Consider the following 12375-nt stretch of genomic DNA (forward strand, 5'->3'; position numbering starts at 1 on the left):
ATGCAAGCGACAGTGACATGGAACAAACAGATGGGGTTTAGTGGACAGACGGAATCAGGGCATCATCTTGCGATGGATGCAGCACCGGAGAACGGTGGCGAAAATCAAGCACCACGACCGACTGAACTGCTGCTACATGCCGTTGCCGGCTGTACTGGAATCGACATCGTCTCGATTTTAGAGAAGATGCGCTTGACGATCACTCATTTCGAAATGGATATCGAAGGGGAACGGGCAGAGGATCATCCGCGGCGCTTTACGTCGATCTCGATTCATTACCGGCTTGAAGGTGATCTCCCGGAAGATAAGGTCCGTCGCGCCATCTCGTTATCAAAAGATAAATATTGTTCGGTTTCGCAATCCTTGAACGCTGAGATTTCCGTCTATTATTCCATCAATGGTGTCCGGAGCGAGGATCCTTTGTGAAGAAAGTAGCACTGATCGGTTGCCTGTTGCTTGCAGGGTGTGCGCAGGAGACGACGGAACCAACGAAACCATCACAACCAGCAACGAAGCAACCGACGGAGGCGAAGAAATCAAAGCCTGAGCCGACAAAGGAAGAACGACAACAAGCACGATTAAAGCAGCAACTTGAAGCGATGTCGACGTCAGAAAAGATCGATCAATTGCTCTATATCGGAGTTGCCGGCACGGAACTTTCAGCAGCTGACCGGAAATTGTTGCAGACGCATGCGATCGGTGGGGTCTTACTGCTTGGTGGGAATATTACGTCAGAAGATCAACTCTTGACGTTCACGCGTGCCATTCAAGAAACGAACCAAAAACCGTATGTTTTCGTCGGGGTTGATGAAGAGGGCGGACGGGTCAGCCGAGTACCGGATCAACGGTTACGTCTCCCGACGAGTCAACGGATGGCACAAGGTGCAGATGCTGCAAAAATGGAAGATGTCGGACGTAAACTCGGTCACCTGTCACGATTTTATGGGTTCAACATGGACTTCGCACCGGTCCTTGACGTCAATAGCAATCCGAACAATCCAATCATCGGCGACCGTGCGTTAAGTGCTGATCCGAAGACCGTCGCGACTCTCGGTACGGCCCTGATGCACGGGATGCAAGAGACGGGAACGATTCCGGTCGTCAAACATTTTCCCGGTCACGGCAATACGAGTGTCGATTCCCATGTCGGTTTGCCGAAAGTGACAGCATCAAAGGAAGAACTGAAGCGAACGGAACTGTTACCGTTCCAAGAAGCGATTCAAGAGGGCGCCGAGATGGTGATGGTCGCCCATATTCTCTATCCCGCGTATGACGACCAAAATCCATCTTCGCTCTCGAAGCCGATCTTGACTGACCTCTTGCGTCAACAACTCGGATTCAAGGGTGTCATCATCACGGATGACCTTGTCATGGGGGCGATCACGAAACGATATGGTCTCGCGGAAGCGGCACGGCAAGCACTTGTCAATGGAGCTGATATGGCGATGTTTTCGGAAGCAGGTGCCTATCCGAAGGTCCACACCGAAGTGATGCAAGCCGTTAAAGACAAAACGCTGACGCCTGCGATGCTCGATGCTAAAGTAATGCGCATCCTGAAGCTAAAGCAGACCTATGCCGACAGCCAGAAGCAACAGCGACCGACGAAATCGGAGCTTATTCAGCAAGTGGAAGCGCTCAACTAGGACTAGCGAAGTAAAGCAACTCATGCTAGACTAATGGGGCAAGCCAATTAAACACGAAAAGACACTAGGGGAGTCTCCCAGCAGACTGAGACGGAAGTATCCGGACCCTTTGAACCTGATCTAGTTCGTACTAGCGGAGGGAAGTGGCTCGAAACCTTAGATATCCTTAGCGCTTCAGCGCATTTTCGGACCACTCCTTTCAACATCGGGAGTGGTCCTTTTTCGTATGGAAAGGAAGAACATGATGCGTTTACATCTGATTTCGACGGGATCCATCAATCCACGCGATGGAGTGGAAACCTTTCAATCGCTTCAACCATATACGGATCAGCTTCATCTTCGAGAACCGAATTTGTCGGCAGCAGAATTGCTAGAACTGATTGACGCGCTCCTTGCGCAAGGGTATTCGTCTGATCAATTAACCGTTCACGACCGGACCGACGTCGCCCATGTCGCTGGCATCGGTGTGCAATTGACGCGACGTTCCTTACGTGTCCGCGATGTTCGGCGACACTTTCCGAATCTCATCATCGGGAAATCCGTCCATTCACTGGCAGAGGCGCTCGCAGCAGAAGCGGAAGGAGCTGATCGATTGCTGTACGGTCATATTTATCCGACAGCGTCGAAACCAAACGTGCCACCGCGAGGGATCGATGCCTTGAAGCAAGTTGTCACTTTCACGACGAAACCAGTCATCGCAATCGGCGGGATCACTCCTGATCGCATTCCTGAAATCGCAGCGACCGGTGCAAGCGGAGTCGCCGTCTTATCGGGTATTCTCGGTCAAGCGGACCCGCATGCTGCCATTCAGCGTTATCAGGGGGTACGGGTATGACGGATCACATCATCATCGGTGGTGGAGTCATCGGTTTGACGCTTGCTTACAGTCTCGCTTGTCAGAACGAATCCGTTCTTGTCCTTGATCGCGGAACATGCGGACAAGGGACGAGTCGGGCGGCTGCCGGGATGCTTGCGACGGACATCGAGCTGAGAGAAGAATTGCATACGCTTGCTGCGCGAAGTCGCCGTCTGTATCCGTTACTTGCGCGACGCCTCACGCGCGAGACCGGGATCGATTGTGGCTACCGGGAACAACCATTTTTATTGAAACAAAATGAGCAAGAATACTTATTTCCATCGGTCGGTCAAATCGATCCGCGACGACTAACGACTGCATTGATGCATGTCTTACGAAATCGTGGGGTACCAATCGAAGAACAGGTGGACGTCACGCGAATCGAGGAGAGTAATGATTTCATTAGGGTTGAGTCGAACACGGGAACGTGGACGGGACGAACGGTGACGGTTGCTGCCGGACGCGGGTCCCAAGCCTTGCTCGATACAGCTGGCATTTCGATAGCGACGCACGGTGTCAAAGGGGAGTGTCTCGCAGTCCGTCTCGCGGGTCAGCCGTTACGCTCGATCCTGTTTGATGACGCCGTCTACCTCGTACCGAAAGCGGACGGACGGATATTGATCGGTGCGACCGAACTACCGCACGACGAGACGATCGGTGTTAGTGTCGCAGGAGTCACGTCACTGCTTCAAGCAGCAGAGCGTCTCTATCCACCGATCCGTGATGCTGTCATCGAAGAAGTCTGGTCAGGCGTACGACCACAAACAGAGTTCGGCTTGCCATATATCGGAGTCGCCGATTCATCCCGTCGGATCTTTATAGCGACGGGGCATCATCGGCATGGCATATTACTCGCACCGGCGACAGCGGAAGTCTTGGCAAACACATTACGGTTGATCCTAAAGGAGGAAGTCCGATGAATATTACGATTAACGGCAACGACCATACCATTGAACAGATTGAGACGATTGAGGACATGCTCACGCAACTTGGCTTAGGGGAAAAACTCGTCATCGTCGAACAGAACCGACAGATCATCGACCGCGGAGCTTACGATCAAACGGTCGTTCGGAACAATGACACATTCGAAATCGTTCATTTCGTAGGAGGAGGATAAAGATGTTGAAAATTGGAGAAAAGACATTCGAATCACGGTTATTACTCGGAACGGGGAAATATACGGATGCTACGGTACAGCAAGAGGCCATCGATGCGTCCGCTTCACAAATCTTGACGTTCGCCGTCCGGCGGCTCGATCTCTTCGACAAACAACAACCGAATTTCTTGGAGTCGCTTGATTTAACGAAGTATGATTTACTACCGAACACGGCTGGTGCGAAGACAGCGGAAGAAGCGGTTCGGCTAGCAAAACTTGCGCGGGCATCCGATATGTGCGACATGGTCAAGGTCGAAGTGATTGGGTGCGATAAGACATTACTACCTGATCCAATCGAGACGTTACGGGCTTCTGAAGAGCTACTTAAAGAAGGATTCATCGTCTTACCGTATACATCGGACGACGTCGTCCTTGCACGACGACTCGAGGAACTCGGCTGTCATGCCATCATGCCGGCTGCGTCACCGATCGGTTCCGGGCAAGGCATCCTCAATCCGCTCCACCTAAAGTTCATCATCGAGCAGACGTCGGTCCCAGTCATCGTCGACGCCGGCATCGGTTCTCCAACTGACGTCGCCTATGCAATGGAACTGGGAGCGGATGGTGTCTTATTGAACTCCGCTGTCGCCCATGCCCAGGATCCGGTCAAGATGGCGCACGCGATGCGACTAGCTGTCGAAGCAGGGCGCTTCGGCTACGAAGCGGGAAGAATCGAAAAGAAACAGTATGCAGTCGCGAGTAGTCCAACGAGTGGATTGATTCGATGACACGTTATTCACGTCAAACTCGATTTCAACCGATTGGAGAAGCAGGACAAGCACGCTTCGCAACAGCAAAGGTACTGATCATCGGGATGGGGGCACTCGGAACAGCATCGGCAGAACAACTCGTTCGCGCCGGTGTCGGCGTCGTCCGAATCGTCGACCGCGATTATGTCGAGTGGAGTAATCTACAACGGCAACAACTCTATACGGAGGATGATGCACGGCACAGCGTACCGAAGGCGATTGCTGCAAAAGCGCGACTTGAAGCGATTAATTCGACGGTGACGATCGAAGCACATGTATTAGATGTCGACCGGGCAGCGCTGACATGGCTTCTCGATGATATCGATCTCATCATCGATGCGACGGATCATTTCGATATTCGTTTACTGATGAACGATATGGCATTGTTGCGCTCGATTCCGTGGATTTACGGCGGCTGCATCGGCAGTTACGGGATTACTTTCACTGTTCGCCCGGGAGAAACGCCATGTCTGCAGTGTCTGCTCGATCAATTACCACGTGATCAGGAGACGTGTGATACGGCGGGAATCATCGGTCCAGCTGTTCAGATGGTCGCCTCTCTACAAGTAACGGAAGCGTTGAAGTGGTTGAGCGGTAAGACGGACGCGTTGCGGACACGTCTACTTGCCTTTGACGTGTGGTCGAATACATTCCAACAAATCAACGTCCAGTCACTGAAGCAAACAGAGTGCCCCTCGTGCGGCATCGAGCCGTCTTATCCTTATTTATCGAATCAAACGGTGCGTTTCACGGCACTGTGCGGTCGCGATGCCGTTCAAATCCGTGGAGACGGGCAGCGGGATCTCGAACAATTAAAACAACGCCTCCAGCCGGTTGCGTCGATTTCCGCCCATAATCCATACTTGCTGGCGTTTACGACGGATGAGCATCGAATGGTCGCCTTTCGAGATGGTCGTGTCTTGATTCATGGCGAGGCGGATCTCGTTAAAGCAAAACGACTGTATCACGCCTATTTCGGATAAACGTTCATAAAACAGTAAAACTAATTTTAAAAATATATGTTTTAAATGTTTAAAAAACAGGTAAATAAGACTTCAGACATAAATCGGTCTACAGGTTTTGAACGTGAAGAGGAGTGATTCAGATGAAACAAGAATTCGATCCGATGAAGGATCAAGCACAGACGGAAGAAACACAGGCGGTTGTCCAGCAAGCCAACTGGAATCCGGACCGGTACCGGACGAACTTGAACCCATTCTATCTGTCACCTTGTAGTGTCGAACGTAGAGAAGATTTGCATCAGGATGCATCGAAGATTCTCGAAGTCGAGACGTCGTCGCCCCTCCAACAACTTTTTGAACACAATCAAGCAACGCATACATCCGAACCAACGGGCAAAAAATTTAAAACAGGCATCGTCGTCGGTGTTGGTGCGATCATCGGCGGATCAGTTTCTGTGATTCGTTCCGTCCAACGTTTTAGAAAGCAACGGACGAAGTAATACGCTCGTTGTGAAAGCGCAAAAAGCAGGAGGCATTCGCCTCCTGCTTTTTGTGTTCCAAACGGATGTTCGTCGCAGAACGAACGCTCGCATGCTACACTTAAGCTACTATATTTAAAAAGTGAGTGTGATGAAGATGAAATGGATACATACTGCCGATTGGCATCTCGGCAAAATCGTTCATGGCGAGTCGATGCTCGAGAACCAACGGGCGGTCCTAGCCGACTTTTTGGCACTCGTCGACCGCGAACAACCAGATGCGATCGTCATTGCGGGTGACTTATACGACCGCGCCGTACCACCAACGGAAGCCGTCGAACTGCTTGACGAGACGCTCGCTACTTTGATCCTTGATCGGGATATCCCGGTCGTTGCGATCAGCGGAAATCACGATTCGGCCGAACGGTTAAGTTTCGGAACAACGTTACTCCAACGGGCGGGTCTGCATCTCGTCGGAAAACTAACGCCGGTCATTACTCCGGTCACGATTAAAGGAGTGTCGTTCTATCCGGTGCCATTTGCCGATCCAGCGACCGTTCGGTACGTGCACAAGGACGAAACGATCAAGACACATGATGACGCGATGCGGACGATCCTTGCTGGATGTAGTCCGGACGGACCGAGTGTCCTCGTCGGTCATGCCTTTGTGATCGGTGGACTCGAGACGGATTCGGAGCGGCAATTGTCCGTCGGAACAGCAGGACAGGTCAGTGCGAGCCAATTTGCACCGTTTACCTATACAGCACTCGGTCATTTGCACAACCCGCTTGCAATTCAATCCGAGACGGTCCGATACAGCGGATCGCTCTTGAAATATTCGTTTTCAGAAGCACATCACGTCAAAGGCGTCGATGTATTGACGTTGAACGATACTGGTACGTTCGATCGTCGATTCGAACCGCTTGCACCAAAACGTGATTTGCGAGAACTGACTGGTAGTCTCGATGAATTGACGGATCCTGCGTTCGTTGCGACGCAAGTCACGGATGATTATTTAAAAATCAACCTAACGGACGGCGAAGCCTTGATGGATCCGATGGGCAAGCTGAAAAAAATCTATCCGAACATCCTGCACCTCGAGCGAATCGGATTCGTCCGCGAGAGTACGCGGGCGGTCAAAGCATCGCGTGAGCAGGTCAAGGATGCTTCTGTTGCGGATCTGTTCAGTGAATTTTATGAAGCAGTTCGTGAGAAGAAGCCGACGGAAGCGATGCGAGCCGTCTTGAAGGAGGAAGCGACATGCGCCCAGAACGACTGACATTACGCGCCTTTGGTCCGTTTGCTGGTGAAGAGACGATTGATTTCACGGCACTTGCTGGACGGACGATGTTCGTCATTTCCGGGAATACAGGGGCTGGGAAAACGACGATTTTTGATGCATTGACGTTCGCCCTGTATGGTGAGACGTCCGGTGGTGAGCGGGAAATGAGTGAGTTGCGAAGTCATTTTGCCGTACCTGAACAAAAGACGGAAGTCGAACTGGAGTTTACGCTCAAAGGGGAACGGTATCGCATCATCCGGCAACCGAGTCAACCGCATCCGGTCAATAAAACCGGCTATTCGCATGAAGCAGAGTTCGCTCGGTTCGACGGCGTGGCGTGGAAACCACTTGCCATCAAGATTCCGGAAATCAAGCAGCGCGTTCAAGAATTGATCCAGCTCGACCATAAACAGTTTTCACAAATTCTCCTGTTGCCGCAAAATAAGTTCCGGGAACTGTTGATGGCAGAGTCAAAAGATAAATTGCAGATTCTCAAACAACTGTTCAAGACGGAACATTATGGTGAGTTCCAACAACGCTTGCACCGACAAGCGCTCGATCTTGCGGCACGCATCAAGGAAACGAAGACGAAACAATGGGCCAAGCTTGAGGAGTTACCCCTGCAAGCAAACTGGAGTGAATTAACTGAAGCGGACATCCGGTTACGAATGGAAGCGTTGACGACGGAACGGGATGAGTGGTTGACAGCGGCTCAAGAAGCGGAGCAACAAACACGTACGATCGTCGAGAGCAAAACGACACGGTTGCAACAGGGCGAACAACTCGAAGCAGCTTTCCAAGAGCAAGAGCAACTTCAACGGACGGAGCAGTTGTTGCTTGAACGATCATCCGACATTAAGCGGATGCAAGAAGAAGCAACGGCTGCCGAACGTGCTCAAATCGTCGCACCATTTTTTGATCAATGGCAACAAGATCAAGAACAGCTAACACGACTTAAACGGCAACAGCAAGAAACCGAACAGCACGTCACGCGCTTGACAGAGCGGCAAGGCACCGTTCAAGACAAAGTAAATCGATTACTGGCGGAAGAACCGCAGATTGAACAACTGAGTCGTCGTCTTGAGAAAATTCAAGAAGAATGCGAACGGTTGGAAGCGGAGACCCTCTTACGGCAACAACAGCAACAGCTGACAGAACGCTTAAAGCAACTTGATCCGGAACCGTTCAGGAAACAACTCGAACAAACGCGGACGGAGCGAAAGACCGTTCAGGAACAGCTACGGCCAGTGCAGAACGTCGGAGCAGAACGCTTACAGGCGCAAGAACGACGCTTCACCCTGCAACAGTTGGCGACGAAGTTCGCAGAGTATGACAAGTTGGAAGCAGAGCGACAACAGTTGATCGTCCGCGGTACAAGCGTCCGGGATCAAAAAGAGGCGGCAGCGCGTGCGTATGAAATAGCTCGTAAAAGTGAACGGGAACAACTGGCTGCTGAACTTGCCAAGGGATTGACGGACGGGCTGGCTTGTCCTGTCTGTGGCAGTACGTCGCATCCGCAACATGCTGTCGCCGTCGCACAGGAACTATCGGTCGATGTAGCACAACAACGGTTCTTAGAAGCACAACAAGCGCATCAAGAGTTACAAGCCTCGTACCGGACGGTTGCAGAGCGTCTGCAACAACTGACGATCGAGATTCAAAAAACGAGTGAAAACGAGTCAACTCATGCGGAAGTTTTAGCACAGCTTCGGGAAGTCGAACAGACGGAAGTCCGATTAGCGTCAGCACAGACGGAAAAAGAACGTCTTGAAACATGTCTTCAACAACTCGAACAATCGCTAGAGCAACTACAGTTGAAGATTGATAGGGTGGTAAAAGACCAAACTGTCATCGAATCGGAATTGGCACACTTGACTGGTCGCCTGAGTCAATCTGGAGAATTCGTAAAATCGTTATCAGCACTTCGTGAAGAACAACAACAGGCAGAAACACGCATCGAGCAGTTCGAGCAAGATAAACAGCGCCAGTTACGTGAAAAGGAACAGCTCGATCGTGACTTGGCGGAACACCAAGGTCGATTCCGTCAATTGACTGAGGCATCTGCTGAACAAAGCGACCGATTAACGAAACGCGAAAACGAATTACACGCAGTCTTGGCAGAAGAAGCGTTTCCGACGATTGAAGCCTTCCGCGATGCGAGACGGTCACGAGAAGACATTCGTCTCCTCCATGAACGGCTGGAACAAGACCGCCTAGAGCGGCAGGAATTGAAGCTGAAACAGGAACAAGCTCGCTTGAAGACGGAAGGTCAAGTGCGCCCGGATCTTGAACTGTTGCGGATGGACTTGAAGACGGCGTCACTCGAACTGACGGAACGGACCGATCGACGTGTCGGGCTCGAGAAGGAAAGGGCACATATTGATCAGTTGATAACGGCTTGGGAAAGCTTGCAACGCCAGATTGAGGACGAGGATGCGAGATACGGAGTCATCGGCGAACTCGCTCGCGTTGGTGTCGGCGAGAACGCACAACGAATGACATTCGAAACGTACGTTCAGACGGCTTACTTCGATGAAATATTGTTCGCCGCAAACCGACATCTGCATGAGATGACATCGGGTCGTTTTCAGCTCGAGCGAAAAACGGAGGCAGGAAAAGGACTCAAAAAATACGGACTTGATTTAAATGTCTTTGACGCTTACACGTCGCAAACACGTCACGTCAAGACGTTGTCCGGTGGTGAAAGCTTCAAGGCGTCCCTTGCACTTGCGCTTGGACTATCGGAAGTCGTGCAAGAAGCAAGTGGAGGAGTGTCGCTTGAAACGATGTTTATCGATGAAGGATTTGGAACACTTGATCCGGAATCGCTTGAACAAGCGATCGAGACGTTGCTTTCAATTCAAGCGAGCGGCCGTATGGTCGGAATCATCAGTCATGTGCAGGAGCTGAAGTCACGTGTTGATGCGAAAATCGAGGTCAAGCAAGGAAAAACGGGGTCGACGATAGCATTAGTCGTCGAGTAAGGAGATCAGAACGATGGAAACACGAAACATGGTCACGAAATCACAAATCAAAGAAGCGTTACGCGAATTAGGTGTGACGTCCGGTATGAAACTGTTCGTCCATACGTCACTCAAACAAATTGGCTGGATTCCTGGTGGGGTACAAGCATTGATCGAAGCCTTGCAGGAGGTCGTCACGACGGAAGGGTTGATCATGATGCCGGCGCAAAGTACGGATAATTCAGATCCGAAGAACTGGAGCCAACCGGCTGTACCTGAAGAATGGTGGGAAACGATCCGTCGGGAGATGCCGGCATATGACCCGGCAAAAACGGTCACACGTGGTATCGGTCGTGTACCGGAAGTCTTTCGAACGTATCCAGGTGTAGTCCGAAGCGAGCATCCGATGTGGTCGGTGACCGCATGGGGGAAGGATGCGGCGACATTCGTTGCCGATCATACACTGGAAAACGGTTTCGGTCCTGGCTCACCGATTGAACGCTTTATTGAAGCGGACGGTCAAATTCTCCATATCGGTTCGCCGTGGGATACGACGACCGTCTGGCATTATGCCGAATACGGACTGAATCGCCCGGACGTCGAGGACGGTTGTAAAGTCAGAGAAGGAACGACGGAACGGTTCATCCATTACCGACACCGTCAAGTCGATAGTGATGCATTTGGTCCGATCGGGGAAGCGCTCGAAGGGTCGGACTTCGTGACGTCCGGTTTGATTGGGCAAGCGAAATCACACCGCATCGATGCCAAAGCCTCGATCCCGGTCGTCATGTTGCAATTAAAAGCACTCGATCAATGGTTATTTTGAAACTTTTTCGGGAAGCTTTCGTAATACAAAGCAGAATCATAAAAAGGAGTGAATGCAATGGCTTCACGTTTTAAAGTTAACCCGGCATTGCGTCGTGGGTTCGATACAGCACGTGTCGGAGAACGACCGATGACGAAAAGTGGGACGATGAGTAAGATTTTCTTACTGCTCGCTCTCGTCACGGCAGCAGCTGGAGGAAGTTGGTTCTTCCTCGCAGAAAACCAAGGGTTGTTGTTCCCAGCCTTGATTGGTGGACTAGTCATCGGTCTAATTCTTGCCTTGGTCATCACATTCAAACCGGCGACGGCACCGGTTCTTTCACCGGTCTATGCGATCGTTGAAGGTGTGGCAGTCGGAGCGTTATCGCTCATGTTCGAAAGCATGTATCCAGGAATCGTCGGGAAGGCAGTCGTTGCGACATTCGTCGTTGCATTTGCGATGTGGTTCGTCTACTCGACTGGCATGATTAAAGTGACGCAACGTTTCCGTTCTGCGGTAACAGCAGCGATTCTCTCGATCTTCGTCTTGTATGCAGTCAACTTGATTCTCTCGTTATTTGGTGTCGACCTCCCATTCATGACAGGTAGCTCACCGCTTGCGATTGGTATTCAGTTCGTCATCGTCATCGTGGCATCCCTGTCACTCGTGATGGACTTCGATTTTATCTCGCAACAAGTTCGTGCGGGTGCTCCGAAATCGATGGAGTGGGTTGCAGCATTCGGATTGATCGTGACGATCATCTGGCTCTATATCGAATTACTCGATCTCTTATATCGCCTCGCGGCGCGGGATTAACAGCAACAGACGACGGATTCTCCGTCGTCTGTTTTTTGTCGCAAGCAGGGATAAATGTATGAAATGAGAATTAATAGAATGGTGAAATAAGAAGGAGGATCTCGTATGAAAGAACGTATCGTTATTGGAGCCGGACCGTACCACAACAATCCCGGCTGGTATCATACACAGGAAGATGAGTTGAATCTGCTCAATCGGTCCGATTGGGAACGGTTGTGTTCGAACGACACGTTGCAAGCAATTCTTGCTGAACACGTCTGGGAGCACTTAACGTTTGAAGAAGGGATTGATGCGGCACGTCATTGTTATACATATCTTGCGCCAGGGGGATACGTTCGTTGTGCAGTGCCGGACGGTAATTTTCGAGATGAGGCATACCAAGCAATCGTTCAAGTCGGTGGCCCCGGTCCTGCTGACCATCCGGCGGCGAGTCATAAAATCGTCTATACATATGAAACGTTACAGCAAGTATTTAAAGAAGCTGGATTTCAAGTGCGCCTTCTAGAATATTTCGATCAGAACGGATTGTTTCATCAAGCAGATTGGAACGGAGATGACGGCATCATTTTCCGCTCGAAACGATACGATCCCCGAAATGCAGAACAGATGAAATTTCCTTCGTTGATACTTGATGCACATAAATGAATACATAGTTGGAAAAGAC

The 12375-nt window shown here is 50.9% G+C and carries 13 protein-coding genes and 1 riboswitch; all 13 genes read left to right on the plus strand.

What is annotated here, in order from left to right; all coding sequences use genetic code 11:
- The 13 genes from B3M90_RS00780 (at position 1) to B3M90_RS00840 (ending at position 12356) form a co-directional block, all read left to right on the plus strand.
- On the plus strand, positions 1–426 hold the full coding sequence (locus B3M90_RS00780) for an OsmC family protein (RefSeq protein ID WP_023467853.1): 426 nt from the start codon (positions 1–3) through the stop codon (positions 424–426).
- Positions 423–1643 (plus strand): beta-N-acetylhexosaminidase, encoded by a 1221-nt coding sequence (gene nagZ / locus B3M90_RS00785; RefSeq protein ID WP_290782152.1) that lies wholly within the window; start codon positions 423–425, stop codon positions 1641–1643. Before B3M90_RS00780 ends, nagZ begins: the two co-directional genes overlap by 4 nt.
- 56 nt (positions 1644–1699) lie before the next feature.
- Positions 1700–1802, plus strand: a riboswitch (TPP riboswitch).
- An 82-nt stretch (positions 1803–1884) separates the two neighbouring features.
- On the plus strand, positions 1885–2478 hold the full coding sequence (locus B3M90_RS00790) for a thiamine phosphate synthase (protein ID WP_290782154.1): 594 nt from the start codon (positions 1885–1887) through the stop codon (positions 2476–2478).
- Positions 2475–3419 carry an FAD-dependent oxidoreductase gene (locus tag B3M90_RS00795; RefSeq protein ID WP_290782157.1) on the plus strand — a complete coding sequence of 315 codons (945 nt, stop codon included), beginning with the start codon at positions 2475–2477 and terminating at the stop codon, positions 3417–3419. The genes B3M90_RS00790 and B3M90_RS00795 overlap by 4 nt, the downstream gene beginning before the upstream one ends.
- Positions 3416–3616 (plus strand): sulfur carrier protein ThiS, encoded by a 201-nt coding sequence (gene thiS / locus B3M90_RS00800; RefSeq protein WP_056060674.1) that lies wholly within the window; start codon positions 3416–3418, stop codon positions 3614–3616. Before B3M90_RS00795 ends, thiS begins: the two co-directional genes overlap by 4 nt.
- 2 nt (positions 3617–3618) lie before the next feature.
- Complete coding sequence (locus B3M90_RS00805; RefSeq protein ID WP_290782160.1) at positions 3619–4383, plus strand: thiazole synthase; 765 nt, start codon at positions 3619–3621, stop codon at positions 4381–4383.
- Entirely contained in the window at positions 4380–5387 is a 1008-nt protein-coding gene (locus tag B3M90_RS00810) for a ThiF family adenylyltransferase (RefSeq protein WP_290755613.1), read from the plus strand. Before B3M90_RS00805 ends, B3M90_RS00810 begins: the two co-directional genes overlap by 4 nt.
- Positions 5388–5509: 122 nt before the next feature.
- Complete coding sequence (locus tag B3M90_RS00815; RefSeq protein WP_290749475.1) at positions 5510–5866, plus strand: hypothetical protein; 357 nt, start codon at positions 5510–5512, stop codon at positions 5864–5866.
- A gap of 136 nt (positions 5867–6002) precedes the next feature.
- The gene (locus B3M90_RS00820) at positions 6003–7124 is read left to right on the plus strand and encodes an exonuclease SbcCD subunit D (protein ID WP_290782163.1); all 1122 of its coding nucleotides are present in this window, start codon (positions 6003–6005) and stop codon (positions 7122–7124) included.
- Positions 7106–10111: an AAA family ATPase gene (locus B3M90_RS00825; protein WP_290782165.1), complete on the plus strand. Its 3006-nt coding sequence runs from the start codon at positions 7106–7108 to the stop codon at positions 10109–10111. The genes B3M90_RS00820 and B3M90_RS00825 overlap by 19 nt, the downstream gene beginning before the upstream one ends.
- A gap of 13 nt (positions 10112–10124) precedes the next feature.
- Positions 10125–10916, plus strand: a complete 792-nt coding sequence (locus tag B3M90_RS00830) for an aminoglycoside N(3)-acetyltransferase (protein ID WP_290755619.1) — start codon at positions 10125–10127, stop codon at positions 10914–10916.
- Between the two features lie 57 nt (positions 10917–10973).
- Positions 10974–11711, plus strand: coding sequence for a Bax inhibitor-1/YccA family protein (locus tag B3M90_RS00835; RefSeq protein WP_290755621.1), 738 nt, complete (start codon positions 10974–10976; stop codon positions 11709–11711).
- A gap of 105 nt (positions 11712–11816) precedes the next feature.
- The gene (locus B3M90_RS00840; RefSeq protein WP_290782166.1) at positions 11817–12356 is read left to right on the plus strand and encodes a class I SAM-dependent methyltransferase; all 540 of its coding nucleotides are present in this window, start codon (positions 11817–11819) and stop codon (positions 12354–12356) included.
- Positions 12357–12375 lie beyond the last annotated feature (19 nt).

Origin of the sequence: Exiguobacterium sp. UBA6309, assembly GCF_002439205.1 — a bacterium.
Classification (GTDB): Bacteria; Bacillota; Bacilli; order Exiguobacteriales; family Exiguobacteriaceae; genus Exiguobacterium_A.

Bases quoted from the DNA above. Each gene is read 5' to 3' on its own strand.
- B3M90_RS00830 (WP_290755619.1), top strand. From the start codon at position 10,125: ATGGAAACACGAAACATGGTCACGAAATCACAAATCAAAGAAGCGTTA.
- B3M90_RS00820 (WP_290782163.1), top strand. From the start codon at position 6,003: ATGAAATGGATACATACTGCCGATTGGCATCTCGGCAAAATCGTTCAT.
- B3M90_RS00840 (WP_290782166.1), top strand. From the start codon at position 11,817: ATGAAAGAACGTATCGTTATTGGAGCCGGACCGTACCACAACAATCCC.
- B3M90_RS00780 (WP_023467853.1), top strand. From the start codon at position 1: ATGCAAGCGACAGTGACATGGAACAAACAGATGGGGTTTAGTGGACAG.
- B3M90_RS00795 (WP_290782157.1), top strand. From the start codon at position 2,475: ATGACGGATCACATCATCATCGGTGGTGGAGTCATCGGTTTGACGCTT.
- thiS (WP_056060674.1), top strand. From the start codon at position 3,416: ATGAATATTACGATTAACGGCAACGACCATACCATTGAACAGATTGAG.
- B3M90_RS00790 (WP_290782154.1), top strand. From the start codon at position 1,885: ATGATGCGTTTACATCTGATTTCGACGGGATCCATCAATCCACGCGAT.
- B3M90_RS00805 (WP_290782160.1), top strand. From the start codon at position 3,619: ATGTTGAAAATTGGAGAAAAGACATTCGAATCACGGTTATTACTCGGA.
- B3M90_RS00825 (WP_290782165.1), top strand. From the start codon at position 7,106: ATGCGCCCAGAACGACTGACATTACGCGCCTTTGGTCCGTTTGCTGGT.
- B3M90_RS00815 (WP_290749475.1), top strand. From the start codon at position 5,510: ATGAAACAAGAATTCGATCCGATGAAGGATCAAGCACAGACGGAAGAA.
- B3M90_RS00810 (WP_290755613.1), top strand. From the start codon at position 4,380: ATGACACGTTATTCACGTCAAACTCGATTTCAACCGATTGGAGAAGCA.
- B3M90_RS00835 (WP_290755621.1), top strand. From the start codon at position 10,974: ATGGCTTCACGTTTTAAAGTTAACCCGGCATTGCGTCGTGGGTTCGAT.